The sequence below is a fragment of the Vibrio glycogenivorans genome, assembly GCF_051660965.1.
In the GTDB taxonomy this organism is placed as follows: Bacteria; Pseudomonadota; Gammaproteobacteria; order Enterobacterales; family Vibrionaceae; genus Vibrio.
This window is the reverse complement of sequence record NZ_JBPVIS010000010.1, coordinates 82,528-102,987: the sequence shown is the minus strand read 5'-3', so window position 1 is coordinate 102,987 and position 20,460 is coordinate 82,528. Positions and strand designations below refer to the sequence as shown.

20 protein-coding genes are annotated in these 20,460 nt (G+C 50.5%); 9 read left to right on the top strand and 11 right to left on the bottom strand.

Going from position 1 to position 20,460, the window contains the following annotated elements:
• Positions 1-64: 64 nt before the first annotated feature.
• From ACSTTG_RS18525 to crp, 6 genes are all read left to right on the top strand, one after another.
• A complete protein-coding gene (locus ACSTTG_RS18525; protein WP_438460540.1) occupies positions 65-1,987 on the top strand; it encodes an ABC transporter ATP-binding protein in 1,923 nt (640 codons plus the stop codon).
• Positions 1,984-2,472: a TIGR02444 family protein gene (locus tag ACSTTG_RS18520; RefSeq protein WP_438460541.1), complete on the top strand. Its 489-nt coding sequence runs from the start codon at positions 1,984-1,986 to the stop codon at positions 2,470-2,472. The genes ACSTTG_RS18525 and ACSTTG_RS18520 overlap by 4 nt, the downstream gene beginning before the upstream one ends.
• Positions 2,473-2,529: 57 nt before the next feature.
• Positions 2,530-3,507 (top strand): hydrolase, encoded by a 978-nt coding sequence (locus ACSTTG_RS18515; protein ID WP_438460542.1) that lies wholly within the window; start codon positions 2,530-2,532, stop codon positions 3,505-3,507.
• Between the two features lie 84 nt (positions 3,508-3,591).
• A complete protein-coding gene (locus ACSTTG_RS18510; RefSeq protein WP_438460543.1) occupies positions 3,592-3,801 on the top strand; it encodes a YheU family protein in 210 nt (69 codons plus the stop codon).
• A gap of 79 nt (positions 3,802-3,880) precedes the next feature.
• Complete coding sequence (locus tag ACSTTG_RS18505; RefSeq protein WP_438460544.1) at positions 3,881-4,750, top strand: phosphoribulokinase; 870 nt, start codon at positions 3,881-3,883, stop codon at positions 4,748-4,750.
• Between the two features lie 236 nt (positions 4,751-4,986).
• Positions 4,987-5,619, top strand: a complete 633-nt coding sequence (crp, locus tag ACSTTG_RS18500; RefSeq protein ID WP_004410522.1) for a cAMP-activated global transcriptional regulator CRP — start codon at positions 4,987-4,989, stop codon at positions 5,617-5,619.
• Positions 5,620-5,703: 84 nt separating this feature from the next.
• On the opposite strand, the gene ACSTTG_RS18495 is transcribed toward crp, so the two are convergent.
• From ACSTTG_RS18495 to ACSTTG_RS18450, 10 genes are all read right to left on the bottom strand, one after another.
• Complete coding sequence (locus tag ACSTTG_RS18495) at positions 5,704-6,507, bottom strand: DUF1338 domain-containing protein (RefSeq protein ID WP_438475804.1); 804 nt, start codon at positions 6,505-6,507, stop codon at positions 5,704-5,706.
• Between the two features lie 48 nt (positions 6,508-6,555).
• Positions 6,556-8,025, bottom strand: a complete 1,470-nt coding sequence (gene astD, locus ACSTTG_RS18490; protein WP_438475803.1) for a succinylglutamate-semialdehyde dehydrogenase — start codon at positions 8,023-8,025, stop codon at positions 6,556-6,558.
• Between the two features lie 14 nt (positions 8,026-8,039).
• Positions 8,040-9,059, bottom strand: a complete 1,020-nt coding sequence (gene astA, locus ACSTTG_RS18485; protein ID WP_438460547.1) for an arginine N-succinyltransferase — start codon at positions 9,057-9,059, stop codon at positions 8,040-8,042.
• Between the two features lie 60 nt (positions 9,060-9,119).
• Positions 9,120-10,337, bottom strand: a complete 1,218-nt coding sequence (locus tag ACSTTG_RS18480; protein ID WP_438475802.1) for an aspartate aminotransferase family protein — start codon at positions 10,335-10,337, stop codon at positions 9,120-9,122.
• 491 nt (positions 10,338-10,828) lie between these two features.
• Positions 10,829-11,407: an aminodeoxychorismate/anthranilate synthase component II gene (locus tag ACSTTG_RS18475; RefSeq protein WP_438460549.1), complete on the bottom strand. Its 579-nt coding sequence runs from the start codon at positions 11,405-11,407 to the stop codon at positions 10,829-10,831.
• Between the two features lie 152 nt (positions 11,408-11,559).
• Positions 11,560-13,035, bottom strand: coding sequence for a methyl-accepting chemotaxis protein (locus tag ACSTTG_RS18470; protein WP_438475801.1), 1,476 nt, complete (start codon positions 13,033-13,035; stop codon positions 11,560-11,562).
• Positions 13,036-13,037: 2 nt separating this feature from the next.
• Positions 13,038-13,889 carry a transporter substrate-binding domain-containing protein gene (locus ACSTTG_RS18465; RefSeq protein WP_438460551.1) on the bottom strand — a complete coding sequence of 284 codons (852 nt, stop codon included), beginning with the start codon at positions 13,887-13,889 and terminating at the stop codon, positions 13,038-13,040.
• 257 nt (positions 13,890-14,146) lie between these two features.
• Positions 14,147-15,109, bottom strand: a complete 963-nt coding sequence (pfkA, locus tag ACSTTG_RS18460; RefSeq protein ID WP_438460552.1) for a 6-phosphofructokinase — start codon at positions 15,107-15,109, stop codon at positions 14,147-14,149.
• Between the two features lie 280 nt (positions 15,110-15,389).
• A complete protein-coding gene (gene fieF / locus ACSTTG_RS18455) occupies positions 15,390-16,298 on the bottom strand; it encodes a CDF family cation-efflux transporter FieF (RefSeq protein WP_438475800.1) in 909 nt (302 codons plus the stop codon).
• Positions 16,299-16,428: 130 nt separating this feature from the next.
• Positions 16,429-16,947, bottom strand: a complete 519-nt coding sequence (locus ACSTTG_RS18450; protein WP_438460554.1) for a CpxP family protein — start codon at positions 16,945-16,947, stop codon at positions 16,429-16,431.
• Positions 16,948-17,122: 175 nt separating this feature from the next.
• On the opposite strand from ACSTTG_RS18450, the gene ACSTTG_RS18445 reads away from it, so the two are divergent.
• From ACSTTG_RS18445 to ACSTTG_RS18435, 3 genes are all read left to right on the top strand, one after another.
• Positions 17,123-17,818: a response regulator gene (locus ACSTTG_RS18445; protein WP_438460555.1), complete on the top strand. Its 696-nt coding sequence runs from the start codon at positions 17,123-17,125 to the stop codon at positions 17,816-17,818.
• Positions 17,815-19,191 (top strand): envelope stress sensor histidine kinase CpxA, encoded by a 1,377-nt coding sequence (gene cpxA, locus ACSTTG_RS18440; protein ID WP_438475799.1) that lies wholly within the window; start codon positions 17,815-17,817, stop codon positions 19,189-19,191. Before ACSTTG_RS18445 ends, cpxA begins: the two co-directional genes overlap by 4 nt.
• Before the next feature lie 99 nt (positions 19,192-19,290).
• A complete protein-coding gene (locus ACSTTG_RS18435; protein WP_438475798.1) occupies positions 19,291-19,767 on the top strand; it encodes a tRNA (cytidine(34)-2'-O)-methyltransferase in 477 nt (158 codons plus the stop codon).
• 100 nt (positions 19,768-19,867) lie between these two features.
• Here ACSTTG_RS18435 and ACSTTG_RS18430 read toward each other — a convergent pair whose 3' ends face one another.
• Positions 19,868-20,404, bottom strand: a complete 537-nt coding sequence (locus ACSTTG_RS18430; protein WP_438475797.1) for an FxsA family protein — start codon at positions 20,402-20,404, stop codon at positions 19,868-19,870.
• Between the last annotated feature and the right edge of the window lie 56 nt (positions 20,405-20,460).

Below are 20,460 nucleotides of genomic sequence, written 5' to 3'. Positions count from 1 at the left end.
TTTTGTGCTCGCCAAGTGCGTCAGCAAGCGACCTTTAGATTGCCAGATTAAGAACGAAGACATCATGATCACCTTTACCGATATCCAACTCCTTCGCGGTGGAAAGCCGCTTCTTGACCAAGCATCAGCCACTATCCACCCAGGGGATAAAGTGGGTTTAGTCGGTAAAAATGGCTGTGGCAAATCAACTCTGTTTGCCCTGATGAAAGATGAGCTGTCGATCGATGCCGGTAATTTCCAGCAGCCCAAGCACTGGGAGCTCGCCTGGGTGGCGCAGGAAACCCCAGCACTTGATCGCAGCGCGATCGAATACGTGATCGACGGCGATCGCGAGTTTCGCCAGTTAGAAGAGCGCCTGGTTGAAGCCGAGCAGGCCGACAACGGCACATTGGTGGCGGATCTGCACGGTCAGATTGAGACCATTGGCGGTTACACGATTCGAGCGCGAGCGGCTGAGCTGCTTGATGGTCTCGGTTTTAGCCAAGATCAAATGCTGTGGAACCTAACGCAGTTTTCCGGGGGCTGGCGCATGCGCCTTAACCTTGCTCAGGCTCTACTGTGTCGCTCTGATCTGCTGCTGCTCGATGAGCCAACCAACCACTTGGACCTCGATGCCGTGATGTGGCTTGAGCGCTGGCTACAAAGCTACCCTGGCACGCTGGTACTAATCTCGCACGACCGCGATTTCCTCGACCCGATCGTTAATCGCATCATTCATATTGAGAATCAGAACCTCAACGAGTACACGGGTAACTACTCGTCGTTTGAGGATCAACGCGCGCAAAAGCTAGTGCTACAGCAAGCCATGTTCCAAAAGCAACAAAAGCAGATGGCGCACATGCAAAGCTACATCGACCGCTTCCGCTATAAGGCCTCCAAAGCACGCCAAGCGCAGAGCCGAATTAAGGCATTGGAGAAGATGGAAAAAGTCCTCCCGGCGCAGTTTGATAACCCATTTAGCTTTGAGTTTCGCGAGCCTGCGGCGCTGCCCAATCCAATCATGATGATGGATGATGTCGCTGCGGGCTATGACAACAATCTGATCCTTGAGAAGATCCGTCTTAACCTCGTCCCTGGCAGCCGTATTGGTCTTTTGGGTCGCAATGGCGCTGGTAAGTCAACCTTGATCAAGCTGCTCTCAGGCGAGCTTAACGCGCAAGGTGGTGAGCTCACCTACTCGCAAGGCGTGAAGATCGGCTACTTTGCCCAACACCAGCTTGAGACCCTGCATCCGCAAGAGACGCCGCTGCAACATATGATGCAGATCGCGCCGGATCAAACCGAGCAGCAACTGCGCGACTATCTTGGTAGCTTTGGCTTTCAAGGTGACAAGGCACTTGAGCCAGTGGCTCCCTTCTCCGGTGGTGAAAAAGCCCGCCTTGTATTGGCGCTGATCGTGTGGCAAAAGCCCAACTTACTGCTACTCGATGAGCCGACCAACCACCTTGACTTGGATATGCGTCAGGCATTGACGCTTGCGCTGCAAACCTTCGAGGGGGCGATGGTGATCGTCAGCCACGACCGCTACTTACTGCGTGCGACCACCGATGATCTTTACCTGGTGCATGATAAACAGGTGGCGCCATTTAACGGCGACCTAACCGATTACTACAAATGGTTGACGGAGCAACAAAAAATAGAGCGTAAAGAGGCTCAGGCAGAGCAACCGGTAAAGGACAACAGCCAAAGTGCCGCCGCGAAAAAAGAGCAAAAGCGTCGTGAAGCTGAGTTTCGTAAACAAACTGCACCTCTTCGCAAAACTCTGACAAAACTTGAGCAGAAAATGGATAAGTTAGGCGAAACCGTCTCATTGGCCGAGCAACAGTTGTTGGACAATAGCCTGTATGAGGCAGAAAACAAACCGAAGCTGAATAAAGTGCTTGCCGAGCAAGCTAGCGCCAAGTCTGAACTTGAAGAGGTAGAGCTCGAATGGATGGACTTGCAAGAGCAGCTCGAGCAGATGGAACAGGAATTCAACGCAGCATGAATCAACAGCAGGCATCCCCCCTTCTCACCCTAGAGCAGTTGTGGCAGTTTAGCCTCGACTACTATGGTGACCGAGAAGTCAAAGACGCCTGCCTTGCCCTGCAAAACCACCATCAAGGTAACGTTAACCTGCTCATCGCCCTCAAATGGCTCGATGAGCAGCAACTCACCCTTCAATCGCCTGATTGGCAGGCCTTAGAGCATAGCCTTGCGCGTACTGAGAGCCTGCTACACAGCTATCGTGGGTTACGTCGCAAGCTTAAGACCACAACTAACGATACACTGTACCGAGAAGCACTACAGTTCGAATTACAATTAGAAAGACAACAGCAAGCCGACCTGGTCGACTGCATCAATCACCTGCCACTATCACAGGGCAGCGAAGAGAGCCTTACACTAACGTACTGTAAGCATCTTGGTGCAGAGCATCTACAGACGGCCTTTGCTAAGCCAGTGGACGCGTTGTCAGGCTCACCATTGCGTTAAAAACTGTTTTTACCAATGCATCAGCCAGTCAACCCAAGCAACAAGGACAGCTGCAATATGCCACAATTCATTGCCGCAACAGGGTTGAAAAACCCACACGCTCAAACTTTACTACCACGGATGATCCGCAAAAAGGCGCTGTTTGAGCCGATCTGGCAGACGCTGACCACGCCAGACGGCGACTTCCTCGATCTCGCCTGGAGTGAGCAACCCGATACCGAAATGGCAAAAAGCAAGCCTATCTTCGTCCTATTCCATGGCCTTGAGGGGTGTTTTTACAGTCCCTATGCCAATGGCTTGATGAAAGCCTTTGCCGATGATGGCTGGCTGTCGGTGATGATGCATTTTCGTGGCTGCAGCGGCAAACCGAACCTGCAAGCCAGAGCGTATCACTCCGGCGAGACCGAAGATGCACGCTTGTTTCTTGAAACAGTCCGTCAGCAGTTTCCCACTAACCAACTGGTCGCGGTCGGGATCTCGCTTGGCGGTAACATGCTGGCCAATTATCTGGCGAAGTATCAAGACCAATCCTTGATTGACGCCGCGACCATTGTCTCAGCTCCTCTCGACCTCGCTGCCTGCTCTAATCGTATTGAGCAAGGCTTTTCTCGTGTTTATCGCAACTACCTTCTCGGCTCACTCAAGCGTAACGCCCTGCATAAGCACCACCTTATCAAGGGCGAGTTAAAAGTCACTTACCAGAGCATTAAGCGAGTCACGCGCCTGCAAGACTTTGATGACTTGATCACCGCCCCTCTGCATGGGTTCAAAGATGCCGAAGATTATTATCAGCAATGCTCTGGTATCAATCATCTCAAGGCGATCACCATCCCGACCTTGATCATCCACGCCAAAGATGATCCGTTTATGACCGATGAAGTGATCCCGAAATTTATCCTGCCTAGCAACATCGATTATCGGCTGTTTGAGCACGGCGGTCATGTCGGCTTTCTCAGCGGCAGCTTGCTAAAACCGACATTTTGGCTGGAAGAGGCACTGCCTGCCTATTACGAATGCCTAGCAAAAACGGCATAATAGCGGCCACTGAGCCCAAGTTTTCTCTCATCACACATAGGGAAGCTTGGGCAATATTAATGATCAGCAACAAGAGAGGTCGTCATGATCATTCCGTGGCAAGAGATAGAGACAGAGACTCTAGATAACCTAGTGCGTGAGTTTGTGTTACGTGAAGGCACCGATTACGGTGCGCAGGAGATAAGCCTAGATCACAAGGTCGAGCAGGTAAAAGATCAGCTCCGTAACGGCCAAGCGGTGATCGTGTTTTCAGAGCTACATAACACCGTCGATATCCAAGTTCGAAAATTCTAATCCCGCTTCTCGCCATTTAACCATGGGTACGCTAAGGTTAGTTTCTCAAAAGATATAACTACTTAAGACAGGGAATGTCATGTCAGCTAAGCATCCGATTATCGCGGTGACCGGCTCCTCGGGCGCCGGGACGACCACCACGTCAGAAGCCTTTCGCAAGATGTTCAACATGATGGACGTTAAGCCTGCATGGGTCGAAGGCGACAGCTTTCACCGCTTTACCCGCCCAGAGATGGATGTTGAAATCCGCAAAGCGCGCGAACAAGGCAAACACATCAGCTACTTTGGCCCACAAGCCAACGACTTTCCGGCTTTGGAGCAGTTTTTTCGTCGTTATGGCGAGGAGGGACAAGGTGAGGTTAGGCGCTACCTACATACCTTTGATGAGGCGGTACCTTACAACCAGATGCCAGGCACGTTTACCCCTTGGCAGCAGCTCGCCGATGACACCGATGTACTCTTCTATGAGGGGTTGCACGGCGGTGTGGTCGATGGTGAGGTCAACGTCTCCAAGCACGTCGACTTTTTGATTGGCATGGTACCGATCGTCAACCTTGAGTGGATCCAGAAGTTTGTCCGTGACACCCGTGACCGTGGCCACTCGCGAGAGGCGGTGACGGACTCTATCGTGCGCTCGATGGACGATTACCTCAACTACATCACGCCGCAGTTTTCACGCACTCATATTAACTTCCAGCGTGTACCCACGGTCGATACCTCAAACCCACTTAACGCTAAGGGCATCCCGAGCCTTGATGAGAGCTTTGTCGTCATCCGTCTGCGCGGATTCAAGAATGTCGACTTCCCTTATTTATTGGCGATGATTGATGGCTCATTTATGTCGCGGCACAACACCCTCGTCGTGCCGGGAGGTAAGATGAGTTTTGCGATGGAATTGATCGTGCGCCCTATCCTGCAGCAACTGATCGAAACTGGGAAAATAGGATAACTGTGGCCATTCACCATACTGACTTCTCAGTACGTGATCAGGTGCACAAAATATGGGTAAATTTCGGTCAACTTACCCCATCAAAATCAAGAAATCGTCGCCGAAAAACGGTACTATCTCGTATGAATTACAAGATAGCTTGCAGCATGTGTCGTGAGCACTTATGCTACTATCCTAGTCAAGGCTTAGCGCAATATGGATAGCAGCAAGCATACCCTGCAGAGGAAGATATATTTATGGTTCTAGGTAAACCTCAAACCGACCCAACGTTAGAATGGTTCTTGTCACACTGTCATATTCATAAGTACCCATCAAAGAGCACGCTGATTCACGCTGGTGAAAAAGCAGAAACTTTGTACTACATCGTAAAAGGCTCTGTAGCGGTACTTATCAAAGATGAAGAAGGTAAGGAGATGATCCTTTCTTACCTTAACCAAGGTGATTTCATCGGTGAACTTGGTCTCTTCGAAGAAGATCAAGAGCGTACTGCTTGGGTACGTGCTAAATCACCATGTGAAGTTGCGGAGATCTCGTTTAAGAAATTCCGCCAGCTAATTCAAGTCAACCCAGATATCCTAATGCGCCTTTCTGCGCAGATGGCAAGCCGCCTTCAGGTGACAAGCCAAAAAGTAGGTGATCTGGCCTTCCTTGACGTAACTGGCCGCATTGCACAGACGCTACTTAACCTAGCGAAACAACCTGATGCAATGACTCACCCAGACGGCATGCAGATCAAGATCACTCGTCAAGAGATTGGTCAGATTGTTGGCTGTTCTCGTGAGACGGTAGGTCGCATCCTGAAGATGCTAGAAGAGCAGAACCTGATTTCTGCCCACGGTAAGACTATCGTGGTTTACGGTACGCGCTAAGCTAACCGCTGTAAAACCTTTAACACCAAGCCACCTCGGCTTGGTGTTTTTTATGCCCTTGCCAATCCCCCAGCAAGGGCATAGTTATTGATCGGTACTCTCAAAAATCTTATCTGCCGATGCGGCGACAAAGCCGGAATAAAGCCCACCACTCACGGTTGGGTAACGCTTAGCAAACTCGTAAAACCCTCCGGGTATCTCGAACTCTCCATCATCAAACGCCACCACGACTTTATCAGCCATGGTTGACGACTGCTCAAGCAACACATCCGGTGAGCCTTTCACCTCACCACCAGCTTGGTTGATGATAAATCCCGCTTCGACTAGATGCTGATTGACCTCACTCACCTCACCAAAGCGCTTGAGCTGGTTAACACTGACCGTAAAGTGATTGGCGCCATAACCGTGTGCCGCCAACCAAGCCGCATATTCACTTTCCTGTGCCAACTGCTGATAGTCACGGTAACTGAGCGACCATAATCGCCCCGCACAAAGGAACTCTGCACCCTTTAGTTTATCCACTTCGATCTGCGCGATTAACTTGGCCACAATCGCTTGCAGGGACTCGGAGCACTCTTGCACCTTGAGTTCACTGATAAACACCTTAGGCAGAGTTGGGTCTGGGTGCTCATAGTGCTTGGCGAACAGCTTCTTAGCGCTAAACAGATAGTCACCGCCGGGCTCATAACCCAGAGCCAAAAACGGCCTGGCCAGCGTCTCAAGACTAACCGGGTCAAGATCAAACGTTCTCAGTGCTATATGGTCGTTAATAAGTGGTGCGTCTTCTTCAAGCAACTGATGAATACGAGCCGCTGAGGGGCACAGGCGAGCCGTGTAGTCGCGCCATAGCCACTCAAACAGTGCGGTAACACGATTTTCAGGATGCATATAACCTCCTATCACCGATATCAAATAAGAATGCGCCGCACCAAGCTCTTAGCCTAAATCATCAAGATAAATACCTGGACTGAGCGTTGCAGGCAGCACTGGCTCATCGCCCTCCATCGAGGCCATCGGGTAAGCGCAGTAATCCGCGGCATAATAGGCACTCGGGCGTAAGTTACCCGATGCGCCGGGACCGCCAAACGGCGCGTCACCACTGGCACCAGTGAGGGGGCGATTACGATTCACGATCCCAGCGCGGATGTGGTCAATAAAGTAGTCCCACTCACCATCATCGGTTGAAATCAATCCCGCCGATAGGCCATAGCGAGTCTGATTAGCGATCGCCACAGCGCGCTCTAAATTATCGTAGCGGATCACCTGTAGCAGTGGCCCAAAGTACTCCTCATCGGGCAGCGCACCAATCGCGGTCACATCGATAATACCGGGAGAGACAAATGCATAGCCCAAGGACTTAGCCTGCAGCAGTGACTGTCCCCCCATGGATATCAGTTTATCGTGCTGCTCAAGGATCCGCTCGGCGGCTTGCGAGGAAATTTGTGGCCCCAAAAACGGAGCCGGATCATCGAACGGTGACCCTATAATCAGCTTGCTTGTCGCCTTAACAACCGCCTCGAGCAACTCATCGCCGCGGTCGCCATACGGCACAATCAATCGACGCGCACAGGTACATCTCTGTCCTGCACTCAGAAAAGCCGACTGCAGTATCGTGTACACACTCGATGACAGCTCACCAAACTGACTTGAAACCACCAACGGATTATTTCCCCCCATCTCAAGTGCCAACATTTTCTCCGGCTGACCTGCAAACTGGCGATGCAATAAGTGTCCCGTATCCGCACTGCCAGTAAACAGCACGCCATCAATTCCTTGTGCTTGCGCGAGAGCAACCCCAATGCCTTTGCCCCCTTGCACTAGGTTAATCACCCCGGCGGGTAATCCTGCCTCCTGCCACAGTTGCATCACGACCTCAGCGCTTTTCGGTGTCAGTTCCGAGGGTTTAAACACCACAGTATTACCCGCTAAAAGCGCAGGGACGATGTGCCCATTTGGTAGGTGTGCAGGGAAGTTATAAGGGCCAAATACCGCCATGACCCCATGCGGGCGGTGACGAAGCACAACTTGACTGCCATTGGCTTCTCGTTGATGTTGCCCAGTCCGCGCTTGGTAGGCCTGAATAGAAATGGCCACCTTGCCCACCATGGCGGCGACCTCAGTGCGCGTCTCCCACAACGGTTTGCCAGTTTCCTCAGCGATCACACTGGCGATGCGCTCACTGTCAGCGCGGACCCGATCCGCAAAGCGCGTCAAGATGGCTTCACGCTCAGGCAGGGTGGTTTTTTTCCACGTAAAAAATGCTTGTCGTGCCGCTATCACAGCCAAGTCGACTTGCTCAGCTGAGGCGCTGTGGCCGCGCCAAATAACCTCATCACTGTACGGCGCAGTAGAGACCAGTTCATCGCCATCCCCACTTACCCACGAACCTGCAATCCAATGTGTCATCGGCGACTCCTTGTTTATTGTGCGTGCATGCGAACCTTATCGCCCTCCAAAACGCGCAGGGCGTCAGCGACTTGCGCGGTGAGGATCACTCGGCCTTCATCAGCATCGAACGCCGCCTTAGCCGCTGTAGCGCGAAAATCGCTAAAGCTAGTATTGGCAATCAAATAGTCTTGTGAACTACTATGCTCGGCAATATGCACCGTGGCTTTAAAAGAGTTACGCACGGTTTGGATGTGTTGTACATCGCACTCCACCGTCGGTCCCGCGTCGAAAATATCGACATAATTGCGACAGGTAAACCCCTCTTTCTCCAGCAGGCATAGCGCGGGGCGAGTATCATCGTGTACCTGGCCAATGACGGCTTGCGCCTCTTTACTTAACAGATTGATGTAAATAGGGAGCTTGGGCATCAGGTCGGCAATAAACCCCTTCTTACCAATCCCAGTCAGGTAATCCGCCAGGGTAAAATCAATCGAAAAGAAGTGCTCTTGCAGCCATTGCCAAAACGGCGAATTACCCTCGTGATCGGACACGCCGCGCATCTCGGCAAAGATGGTGTTAGAAAAGCGCTGCGGATGCTCAGCCATCATTAGAAAGCGGGCTTTTGACATCAGTCGCCCATTGAGGCCGTGGCGAAAGCTTGGGCGCAGGAACAGGGTGCAGATCTCAGAGCAGCCGGTATAGTTATTACCCAAGGTTAATAGCTTGACCACATTGTTGACACCAAGCTTGGGTGAGGAGTGAACCACAGTACTGATGTGATAAGAGTAGAAAGGGACATCCCAACCGATGGCTGCCTCGATACCGGTGCAGCCTGCTACTTCTCCAGTCTCACTATCGACCCCAACCATCAGGTAGCCCTCATCCGAGGGCTCACTCACGTCCAACTTGGCAAAACTGTACTCTGAGTGTGTGATGCGGTTAGTCAACAGCTCTTGATTGACCGGCAGTGAAGTAAACCCATGCCCAGATTCGACCGCACAAGTGTGCAGGTCTTGATAATCCGCCATGGTAATTGGACGAACAACAAGCATGGGTATTCCTCCGTAAACGATGAGATTGCGGTGGCAGCTCCCAGCCACCGCATTAGCCAGCTAGTCGGTGACAAGACTCTCCAACGCCTTATCGAGACGCGCTAAACCAATATCAAGCTCTTCTTTGCTGATCACAAGCGAAGGGGTAAAGCGCACCACATTAGCCCCTGCGACGAGAACCATCAGCCCCTGTTCACCCGCTGCGATCAATACATCGCGCGCGCGTCCCTGCCACTGCTCATTCAAGGCTGCGCCCAACAGCAACCCCTTACCGCGCACTTCAGAGAACATGTGATATTTCTGGTTGAGTTTCTCAAGTCCCTCACGCAGCCACGCCTCCCGCTGCTTCACGCCCGCCAGTACCTCTTGCTGGCTGACAAGACTCACCACGGCCTGGGCCACTGCGCACGCCAGCGGGTTACCACCATAGGTTGAGCCGTGGGTACCCACTGTCATATGAGCGGCCAGTTTTTCCGTGGTCAGCATCGCGCCAATAGGAAAACCGCCGCCAAGTGACTTGGCAGTACTGAGGATATCCGGCGTGATCCCAAGCCCTTGGTACGCATAAAAATCGCCGGTACGACCATTACCGGTTTGCACCTCATCAAAGATCAGCAGCGCGTTGTGCTTATCACACAACTCCCGCACCGCCTGCACAAACTCTGGCGTTGGCGGCACGATCCCTCCCTCGCCTTGTAGTGGCTCCATCATCACCGCACAGGTGCGATCAGAGATGTGCGCCTGCAAGGCATCCACATCATTATAAGGCAGGTGAGTCACGTCACCGGGTTTAGGGCCAAAGCCGTCGGAGTAGGATGCCTGACCGCCGACAGTCACCGTAAAGAAGGTGCGGCCATGAAAGCCTTGATCAAACGCGATGATCTCAGTTTTTTCCGTGCCATAGACATCTGCAGCGTAGCGACGAGCCAGCTTGAGCGCCGCTTCATTGGCCTCAGCGCCAGAGTTGGCAAAAAAGACCTTATCGGCAAAGCTCAGCTCCGTTAACTGCTTAGCTAACTGCAGCGCTGGTTCATTGGTCATCACATTACTCAAGTGCCACAGCTTATTGCCCTGCTCTTGCAAAGCTTCAACCATCACTGGATGACAGTGACCAAGACAGCTCACCGCAATCCCACCGGCAAAATCGATGTATTCATTGCCCTGCTGATCCCAGACACGTGCCCCATGGCCTTTAACTGGAATCATCTCCATCGGGCTATAACAAGGCACCATCACCTGATCAAAGTCTTTGCGTTCTACGTTGTGTTCCATTGTCATCGCACATTCCTTTTCGATACCGCATGCGCCTGGCTTGCGTAACAACCGCCCCAATATCAACGCTCTCTTGCGACAACCAAGTGTGTTAGAGATCACCGATCACAGGGCATTTTGTATTGCATTTGACCTATGCTGCATTGTATTTACATTTAATTAACTTTTTCAATAGAGGATAGTTCTGAAGTTAACCACCTCCATAATGAACAAGCCCTAACAAATGAATAATTAGTCACTTGAAGCACATTGTTATACAAAATGTAGGTTTAATCAACTGAATACACTGGTTAATATACAGGCACTTAAAGTGTATAAAGTGTTCAGGTGAGTAAAAATGAATGGTGAGCTATCATAGCGATGCTCATAGTGAATCTGCATGAATATTCGACGCACTGTATGGCTGAATATCCACAGGTGTAAGAAGAATATAATTGCAACTACAGACTATTACAGCCAAGGCTGGCGATTGTCTTTAATAGTGATCAATGTCTCATTTATGAGCGAAGAAAGTTCGCCAGCAACTCATGCCCTTGCTCAGTTTTAATCGATTCAGGGTGAAATTGTACCGCATGGAGGGGTAAGGTTTTGTGTTGATAACCCATGATTTCATCGAACTCACCCTGCTCATCGAGCGTCCAAGCAGTGATATCAAAGCAGCTTGGCAACGAGCCTGCTTTGACAACCAGCGAGTGGTAGCGAGTGACGGTTAGCGGATTATTCAGTCCAGCAAACACACTTTGATTAGTGTGAGTGATCGGAGAGGTTTTACCGTGCATCACCTGTTTTGCCCGAATGACGTCACCACCGAACGCTTGAGCAATCGCTTGATGCCCCAAGCACACGCCTAGAATCGGCAACTTGCCGCTAAAGTGTTTAATCGCCTCAATCGAGATACCCGCCTCGTTTGGTGTACATGGTCCAGGAGAAATGACCAAATGCGTTGGCGCTAGCGCCTCAATCTCAGCAATGGAGATCTCATCATTTCGTACAACTTTAACCTGAGCACCCAACTCACAAAAGTACTGATATAAGTTGAAGGTGAAAGAGTCATAGTTGTCGATGATGAGTAACATGGTACGCCGAGATAAGTGTGCAAGTGATTAATCTGCGGTATTGTCCTATCTCTGAAGTGAAAGGCAAGTAAATTATCCTACTTATACTCAGCTCAAAAACTAAAATAAGCCAGAGTAATGATACTCCGGCTTATAACTAGCAATGACTGAAATCAGTATCTAAAGCGTTCAATCTGACCAGACAACTGACGGCCTACTGCCACCAACTGACCAACGACTTCTTTGGCGTGCCCACTGTCTTGCTCTAGCTGCTCGGCGCCCTGTTTAAGCGCGGACATATCCTTGCTCACCAGCTGGGTCACGTTTGATTGTTCTTCACAAGCGCTTGAAATCATGACCACCATATCGTTAATGCCTGTCATTTCAGCCGCGATTTGCTCTAGTGCAATGCCCGTCTGTTGCGCTTGGTCCATCGTTTGGTCAACCATACCTTTGCTCGACTGAGTTACATTGAAAGAGGCCTCTGCTCGTTGTTGTAGCTCTTCGATGATGCTTTCAATCTCTGTTGTAGATTCATGTGTCTTGCTTGCTAGTGCACGCACTTCATCCGCAACAACCGCAAAGCCTCGGCCGCTTTCACCAGCACGAGCGGCCTCGATCGCTGCGTTAAGTGCCAGCAAGTTAGTTTGTTCTGCAATACCTTTGATGACATCTAACACACTACCGATGTTATCACTGGTTTGCTTCAGAGCAGATACTTCTTGCGCCGTCTGCTCTAGGTTACTCACTAATAAACCGATATTGCCGATGTTGTCTTCAATTGCTTGGCGGCTCTGCTCTGCAACATTACAAGCGCCATTCGCCTTGCTCACGGTAGACTCTGTACTCTTCGCAATCTCTTGCGTTGCCAAGTCTAAGTGAGAGATATTAGTTACAGAACTAACCGTTAGCTCCATTTGCTGACGGTTTGCACTGCGGCTGCGTTCCATCATTGCGGTCACTTCTGAAGAGGCAGCGTCAAGGGAGTTAGACGCAATACTCATATCTTGAATAATGGCCTGAATCGTCTCAATAAACGCATTGAAACGCGTTGATAGCTGACCAATCTCATCCTCACGATCGACAGGAATGCGAGAGGTAAGATCACCGCCACCTGAAGCGATATCACCCAATACGTTATTTACCCGTTGTAAGGGTTGTAAAACCAGTCGTTGCAGAACAATGACCGAAGCGATACCCACCAAAGAAATCGTGACGATCATGGTTAATATAGTTTGCCACATCGAGCGTTCTAGAGTCTGAGATATCACGACATCTGAGATACCGACTCTCACTTCTCCAATTGACTCACCTTCCCAGCTCAGTGAGACAGATAGGCTTTCACTCACCGGCTGTTTCGTCGTTGTGCGCGCTAACTCACGGTTACGATGGTCAACAACTTCCATTGAAGCCACCATTTGATTGCCCTTGAACGAATCAATGATTGACTGAATCACTACGCGGTCATAAACGTACACTGGCTCTTGCAGAATAACGCCGATTTGCTGACTTAGGTTGGCTTTTTCTAGTTCAAATTCTTGTTTTAGGTTGCCACTATTCACCGAGTAGAGCACGACAGAGACCAACACGCCAACCAGAGTGAGCAAGAGAGTGAGAAAAGTTAAAATTTTTGCGGTAATGGATTTCATTGTTACTGTGCCCCTTCCAATGGGTCATACCAAAATTGGTTTGGCATATTTCGTGTTGCTGGTGAAACATTTGGGTTTTCTAGGTCGAAGATAGTTCGCTCTTGCAGTTTCGCCAGGCGTAGAGCTTGGGCGACTTCGTTGTCATTGAAGAACAAATGCTCATAAGTGCCATCTTCAAACATCTCATACAGAATATCTTGAATATGGGTAGCGAGTTCTGGGTTGTTCTTTGCCGTAAAGAAGAAGAACGGCATTTTGTAACGCAGCATGACATACTCGTCCACCGCTAGGTTGTACTCTTTCTGAGCAACAACTTCAGTAAATGGCTCAAAGACCCCTCTAGGGAAGTAATCGCAACGGCCACCCTCTAACATAGGAAACATGTTAGGGTATTTGAGGCTTTGCGCTATCTTGACACCATTCGTTTCAAGGATATCCGTATCTGGCCATGCTCGCCCCTGACAAGCGGTGAATGATTTAAGCTGATCGATGCGTGTAACGTCAGCAAAAGTATTGCTTCTATCAGAGCGAACAAGCCCTAACCGCATACCTAGCAAACCACGATAAATGGGAAAGTAGATCGGACTCATTTTGCTTTCGTTATCAAGAGACGTCGCTACATAAGTGATGTGCAAGTGGCCACTATCTAGGTCCTCAATCATCTTGGCAGTATTTGGGTCACCCGTGTTGCCATAGTAATGACTCAAACTGTCAAAACGATTGCTACGTTTAATAATCTCTTCAAATACAGCTTGCATTAACTTGCCTTCTCCCGGTTTGCCCGGAACAAGCAATGGCTCGGCTTGTGTTGATGCCGCTAATGACAGCAACAGCAAACCTATTGTTTTATTCATTTTGTTTCCCCCCGATAAACAATAAAGTGTCACTCCTTGCAGTATCGGCACCGGAATGCAATGCTAAAACAAGCACTTAACATAGCTTTGATACTACATTCAATGAAAAACATTCCCTTGCCAATACCTCCATTTATAAAGAACAACTACTGCGTATTCGTTCTCAAAGCTATGTGCCTTTAGTTGTAAAACGACAAAGGAACGAACAAAAAAAAACGCAGACCGAAGTCTGCGTTTTATCTTTAAAATTAACCGCTTTAGAAAAGCTCTTCAGCAACTTGGAACAAGTCTTCGCGACTTGGATTCGTCATGTTCTCGATACAATCGATAATGTCGTGGTGTACTAGCGCCTCTTTCTGGATGCCCACACAGCGACCGCCGTGACCTTCCATCAATAGGTGAACCGCATAGTTACCCATGCGCGATGCCAGTACTCGGTCGAACGCTGCAGGACGGCCGCCGCGCTGGATGTGACCAAGCACGGTCGCGCGTGTCTCACGCCCTGTCGCCTGCTCAATCTCTTTCGCCAACTCGTTGGCATCCATCATCAGCTCAGTTAAGGCAATGATTGCGTGCTTCTTGCCTTTCTTGATGCCATCTTGGATGTTTTGGATCAGCTTGTCTTTATCTAGACCTGTTTCCGGCGTGATGATGTACTCACAACCACCAGCAATCGCTGACATCAAGGTCAGATCACCACAGTGACGACCCATGATCTCAACGATTGAGATACGCTGGTGCGATGAAGAAGTATCGCGCAGACGGTCAATATTCTCGATAACCGTGTTCAGAGCAGTTAGGTAACCGATGGTGTAGTCAGTACCGGCGATGTCGTTATCAATCGTGCCTGGTAGACCGATACATGGGTAACCCATCTCGGTTAGCTTCTTCGCCCCCATGTAAGAGCCGTCACCACCGATAACCACTAGCGCATCGATGCCGTGCTCTTTGAGGTTTTCAATCGCCTTTTCGCGAACTTCAACTTCTTTAAACTCAGGGAAACGTGCAGAGCCTAAGAAGGTTCCACCACGGTTGATAACGTCTGATACGCTCGAGCGATCCAGTTTCTTAATTCGGTTCTCATACAGACCTAGGTAACCGTCGTAAACGCCGTATACCTCTAGATCTTTAGAAAGTGCAGTGCGAACCACGCCGCGAACCGCCGCGTTCATGCCTGGTGCGTCACCGCCACTTGTCAAAACACCGATCTTCTTAATCATGCTTACCCTCGACTTTTGGGAATATTATTCAAAATAATGGTGTAACCACTGATGACCATCCAAGTCTCAGTGACTACGGGATTCTTTTTGTATTGATTTTTATACCACTCGGTTGCAAGTTGATGACTAGCGAGAAAACAACTTACCCCTGATGGTGTTATTTTAGTTCGTAAAATTATTACAGATTTAGCCACCTTGTGGATTGATTCGCGTCAGAAATGTGAAATCTGTCCGTAGATATTATACGAATCACATCCCCTGGCCGCCTCATCCTCACGCTCTACCACCCCTTGGCTTTTTGCTCTCTTTCTGTGGTGACCACCACAGAAAACGGATCTTGGTGGATAATCACATCCGACTCAGGAAACAAGGTGAGGATCCTTTCCTCAACGCGATCGGAGATCTGGTGCGCCTCTATAAGCGGCATTGTGTCCTCCAACTCCAAATGTAGCTGAATAAAGCGCGTTGGGCCTGACATTCGAGTGCGTACCTGGTGAATACCGAGCACGCCTGGCTCTTTACGGCACTCGGCATGGATCTGCTCAATCTCACTATCAGGCAGTTTTCTATCTAGCAGGGTTTGAGTCGCCTCCCGCACCATCTTAAAGGCGCTGACGAGAATAAAGACCCCGATACCAATCGCGAAAATCGCATCCGCCTGAGTAAAGCCGAACCAACTTAGTCCGAGCGCCAACATGATGGCGGCGTTCATATACAGGTCGGTTTGATAATGAAGGGAATCTGCAGCAATGGCCTGACTGCCAGTTTTGCCGACCACGTACTTTTGAAAACGCACCAAAGCCAGAGTAACCAGCATGGCAAACAGGCTGACATAGACACCGAGCTCTGGCGAGTTCAATTCATGCGGTCTAAAGAAGCGATCAACACCATTGAGGATTAGGAAACAGGCAGAGCCAGAGATGAACATCGCCTGCGCCAAGGCGGCCAGCGATTCCGCCTTACCATGACCAAAAGTATGTTCACGATCGGCGGGTTGCAGCGCATAACGCACGACCAAGAGATTGACTAGAGATGCCGCGATATCAAGCAGGGAATCGATCAGTGAAGCCAGCAGGCTCACCGAGCCAGTCAGCCACCAAACGATAACCTTGACGATTAGAAGGAATGTAGCGACTAGGGTCGCTGCATAAGCGGCTAAGGTGACAAGCCGAGCGTACTCTTGTTTCATTATCCATAACAGGTGTCTAAATCCTGAGTGGATTATACCTATTATTGACCGCAGAGCGACGAAAAAATGGCCAACCTATCAAGAATAAGTTGGCCTCATCGGAAACAAATTGTGCTACATACTGAGAGTACTAGCTGCGAGACTTATTACCACGCTGTTGTTTTTTCTGCATTCTTTCTTGGCATTTTTCCATTCGAGCCTCTTTGGCTTCAAACAGTTGCTCGCGCTGCTCTACGGTGAGGATCTGTAGCATTTCATGCTGTTTTTCCAGCATCTTGACGCGGCGCTCGGTTTGCTTGTCTACCATATTCGAGGCAAGTTCCTCCGCCGTCGCTTGGTCGAAGCTATCGCTTAGCATCAAGGCTTTCACCTTGGCTTTTTCTGCATCACGCTGCGCTTTCATCTCTTCGCGATTGTCTTGACGCTCGCTTCGCTCAGCCTTGTTGGCTTCACGCAGTTCGGCGAATTTGGCTTTTTGCTCTTCAGTCAAATCAAGCTGTTTCCACGCCACGCGTCCAGCATTGCATTTGCCCATGCCGCCGTTGCCATGTCCGCCCTGTGGACCACCAAATGCCCATGCGCTTGCAGCGCTTAGGGATAGAGGAATAACCGCCGCAGCCATCAACCATTTGTTTACTTTTTTCATCATAAAGCCCTCATCTCTGTTAATCGGTCACGCCTTTGCGTTTGAGTTAAGATTACTGTCTGGTTCGTAAAGCAACGTTTAGCCAACGTAAAGATTGGTAAATGCATCGTAAAGCGCTCAACACGTAGGGGTGTTTATCAGTAAACTTAAAACGTCTCCAATACCAAGAGTGTGCCTTATGAACCATATCCTGATCATCGACGACGATACTGAACTCACTGCGCTGCTGACTGAAGTACTCAGTTTCGAAGGCTTTCAAATCAGCGAAGCCAATGATGGCGAAGCCGGGTTGGCTGCGCTTGATGACAGCGTCGACCTGATTCTGATGGATGTCATGATGCCAAAGCTCAATGGTATTGAAACTCTCAAGCGGCTGCGCGCAGATTGGGAAACGCCAGTGTTAATGCTGACCGCCAAAGGAGAAGAGATTGATCGCGTTATTGGGCTGGAGCTTGGCGCCGATGATTACCTGCCTAAGCCCTTTAGCGACCGTGAACTGCTGGCCCGGATCAAGGCGATCTTACGCCGCACCGCCAGCGACGAGAATAAAAAAAATGCAAGCAAAGATGCCCATCGTTATCTCAACTTGACGACTTACCCGGGTAAGCAAGAGGCCTACATGGGGGAAGAGTTACTCGATCTCACCACCACGGAGTTCGCCCTGCTCGACTATTTCCTCCAGTCTCCTGGTGAAGTCTTAACCAAGGAAGCGCTCAGTCTCGAAGTGTTAGGCAAGCGCCTCGCTGCGTTTGATCGCGCAGTGGATATGCATGTCTCGAATCTGCGTAAAAAGCTTGCTCAGGCAGGTGATGGACAGACCTTAATCAAAACCCTGCGCGGTCGTGGCTACATGCTGGTTGAGGGCGATGCATGAGATTACCCAAGTTTCGCAGCCTGTATGGACGCATCTTCGCTATCTTCTGGTTCACCATCATGTTGGTGGTTCTAGCCGCGCTCTCTTTGCCCCATCTCGACCCACGCAAGGCGCGAGATGTCTCCACAGAACATAGCCAGCGCTTGACGGAACTGGCTCAAGGCCTTGAAAAACATCATCGCTCAAGCAAGAGCATTCATCAGGTGATTGGCTCAATCAATCATCAGCTCGAGCAATCACGTGGTCGCCGCGTTTCGGTTTACCTCACCGACTTGGACGGCAATATATTGACGGAGGGGGAGAAGTCGAACTTTAAGCGCAAGGTGCTCAAAAACTTTGTCTCCTCATCCGAAAACCCTGCAACACCAAAGCAGCAACTGTACGGCCAGTGGATGCTCTCAGGACCGATGGAGGTCACACTGGTTAATCAGCCGATGTTGATGTACATCGGTTTTCGCTCTAATCAACCCTCTCCTGTGCTGCTGCGATTGTTTGACAAGCCAGTTCAGTTGATGATGGTGATGATGTTAGTCAGCACCCCTCTGCTGCTGTGGCTCGCCTGGGCACTCAGCCAGCCCGCACGGCGCCTTGAGCTTGCTGCCAAACGGGTCGCAAAGGGAGAGTTTGTCGAAGACCCTAAGCTTGAACAAGGCACCAGCGAGTTTCAGGCGGCTGGTCAAAGTTTCAACCAGATGGTGCAAGCGGTAAACTCAATGATGTCAGGTCAGCAGCACCTACTATCTGATATATCGCATGAGTTGCGCTCGCCACTGACTCGCCTGCGTATGGCTTCCGCACTGGCGCAGCGCAAACAAGGAGAAAGCAATGAGCTGACCCGCATTGATACTGAGGCACAAAGGCTGGAGCAGATGATCGCGGAGCTTCTGTCGCTATCGCGGATGCAGATGGACTCTCACCTAAGCCGTGAGCAGCAGCCCTTATCCAGCTTGTGGGAAGCCATGCTTGACGATGCCGAATTCGAGGCCGAGCAGCTCGGCAAACAGCTCACCTACACCCCAATCCCTGAGCGCAGTATCTCAGGTAGCCCAAAACTTTTGATCAGCGCATTTGAGAACATTGTCCGTAATGCCATTCGGTATGCTGACCATCATATTCAAGTGGTGTTTTTGGTCAGTGATGATCTGATCACCATCCAAGTCGACGACGACGGCGAGGGTGTGCCCGATGATCAACTTGACCAGATTTTTCGCCCCTTCTATCGCGTCTCAACTGCGCGAGATCGAGACTCTGGGGGGACAGGATTGGGTCTGGCGATCACTGAGAGTGCCGTTCGTCAGCACAGCGGGACGATTAAGGCGAGTCGCAGCGAGTTGGGCGGTCTTGCGATGACCATGACGCTACCGCTGACCTAATCAACCTTGCGAGCAAAAGCCCGCCAGTGCTATGCTGCATGCAGCCGACAAGGGGTCACTCCCTTGTCATCCCTTCACCCAAAGCAAAGTCTCAATAATATGTTTGATATTGCGCTCTACGAGCCAGAAATTGCGCCAAATACCGGTAACATTATTAGATTGTCGGCAAACTGTGGTGCCAACCTCCACCTCATTGAACCACTGGGTTTCGATCTTGAAGAAAAGAAGGTGCGCCGCGCTGGGCTCGATTATCACGACCTCGCTCGAGTCACTCGCCACAAGAGCCTGCCAGCGTTTATCGAATACCTCGAACAGCGCGAACAAGACTATCGTCTGTTTGCCTGCACGACTAAAACAACCGGTCATCACGTTGACGCGAGCTACCAACGTGGCGACGTGCTGCTGTTTGGTCCCGAGTCACGCGGCCTGCCAGCAGAGGTCATTGAAAGCCTGCCAATGGAGCAGCGCATTCGCATCCCAATGATGCCAGAAGCCCGCAGCCTGAATTTATCCAATGCGGTCGCGATTATTGCGTTTGAAGCTTGGCGCCAGATGGGGTTTGAGGGCGCTTTGTAAAAAGGTGGCGAGGTGCGGGGACGGGCGATGCCCTACGGGGGGGCGAGGAGTCACTCGCTACTCGAACCTCGCAGTGAAACGTCCTCGCCCCTGTGTTTAATTAATGCAGGCGGTTATTCTTGTCGTTCTCGTCATCCTTGCGCTCGAACTCACCCTCGAAGGTGTTGCCCTGCTCATCTCTGTTTTGCTCAAACGGGTTGTGAGCTGATGGGTCTTGCGGATCGAATGGCCCTTGGCCGAAGCCACCGCCAAATCCGGAGGAGTGAAAATGACCGGATTGTTTCACCACGACCTTGGTCATCAGGTATTGGGCTAGAGCGGCGCGCGGAGCAGGCAGCAGCACGATCATCCCCATCGCATCGGTCATAAATCCAGGCGTGAGCAACAGTACGCCACACACTGCGAGCATAACCCCTTCGAGGATCTGCTGAGCGGGTAGTTCGCCTTTTTCAAGGCGCGACTGTACCGACAAGACCGTCTGGATACCTTGAGAGCGCACCAATGAGGCGCCGACAAGCGCGGTCAGCAGCACCAAACCAATGGTTGGCCACAGACCCAGCACCCCGCCAACTTGAACAAACAGCGCGATCTCAATGATGGGTACAAAAATAAAAGCAAGTAATAAAATGGGAAACACAATTCCTCCTCGGTTGACCCTCCAACCCAAACATCAGACAGTCACTTACATATAAG

What these genes read in the sequence shown, in the direction of transcription:
- ACSTTG_RS18525 (WP_438460540.1), top strand. Translation starts at nt 65, where the DNA reads ATGATCACCTTTACCGATATCCAACTCCTTCGCGGTGGAAAGCCGCTT.
- ACSTTG_RS18520 (WP_438460541.1), top strand. Translation starts at nt 1,984, where the DNA reads ATGAATCAACAGCAGGCATCCCCCCTTCTCACCCTAGAGCAGTTGTGG.
- ACSTTG_RS18515 (WP_438460542.1), top strand. Translation starts at nt 2,530, where the DNA reads ATGCCACAATTCATTGCCGCAACAGGGTTGAAAAACCCACACGCTCAA.
- ACSTTG_RS18510 (WP_438460543.1), top strand. Translation starts at nt 3,592, where the DNA reads ATGATCATTCCGTGGCAAGAGATAGAGACAGAGACTCTAGATAACCTA.
- ACSTTG_RS18505 (WP_438460544.1), top strand. Translation starts at nt 3,881, where the DNA reads ATGTCAGCTAAGCATCCGATTATCGCGGTGACCGGCTCCTCGGGCGCC.
- crp (WP_004410522.1), top strand. Translation starts at nt 4,987, where the DNA reads ATGGTTCTAGGTAAACCTCAAACCGACCCAACGTTAGAATGGTTCTTG.
- ACSTTG_RS18495 (WP_438475804.1), bottom strand. Translation starts at nt 6,507, where the DNA reads ATGCATCCTGAAAATCGTGTTACCGCACTGTTTGAGTGGCTATGGCGC.
- astD (WP_438475803.1), bottom strand. Translation starts at nt 8,025, where the DNA reads ATGACACATTGGATTGCAGGTTCGTGGGTAAGTGGGGATGGCGATGAA.
- astA (WP_438460547.1), bottom strand. Translation starts at nt 9,059, where the DNA reads ATGCTTGTTGTTCGTCCAATTACCATGGCGGATTATCAAGACCTGCAC.
- ACSTTG_RS18480 (WP_438475802.1), bottom strand. Translation starts at nt 10,337, where the DNA reads ATGACAATGGAACACAACGTAGAACGCAAAGACTTTGATCAGGTGATG.
- ACSTTG_RS18475 (WP_438460549.1), bottom strand. Translation starts at nt 11,407, where the DNA reads ATGTTACTCATCATCGACAACTATGACTCTTTCACCTTCAACTTATAT.
- ACSTTG_RS18470 (WP_438475801.1), bottom strand. Translation starts at nt 13,035, where the DNA reads ATGAAATCCATTACCGCAAAAATTTTAACTTTTCTCACTCTCTTGCTC.
- ACSTTG_RS18465 (WP_438460551.1), bottom strand. Translation starts at nt 13,889, where the DNA reads ATGAATAAAACAATAGGTTTGCTGTTGCTGTCATTAGCGGCATCAACA.
- pfkA (WP_438460552.1), bottom strand. Translation starts at nt 15,109, where the DNA reads ATGATTAAGAAGATCGGTGTTTTGACAAGTGGCGGTGACGCACCAGGC.
- fieF (WP_438475800.1), bottom strand. Translation starts at nt 16,298, where the DNA reads ATGAAACAAGAGTACGCTCGGCTTGTCACCTTAGCCGCTTATGCAGCG.
- ACSTTG_RS18450 (WP_438460554.1), bottom strand. Translation starts at nt 16,947, where the DNA reads ATGATGAAAAAAGTAAACAAATGGTTGATGGCTGCGGCGGTTATTCCT.
- ACSTTG_RS18445 (WP_438460555.1), top strand. Translation starts at nt 17,123, where the DNA reads ATGAACCATATCCTGATCATCGACGACGATACTGAACTCACTGCGCTG.
- cpxA (WP_438475799.1), top strand. Translation starts at nt 17,815, where the DNA reads ATGAGATTACCCAAGTTTCGCAGCCTGTATGGACGCATCTTCGCTATC.
- ACSTTG_RS18435 (WP_438475798.1), top strand. Translation starts at nt 19,291, where the DNA reads ATGTTTGATATTGCGCTCTACGAGCCAGAAATTGCGCCAAATACCGGT.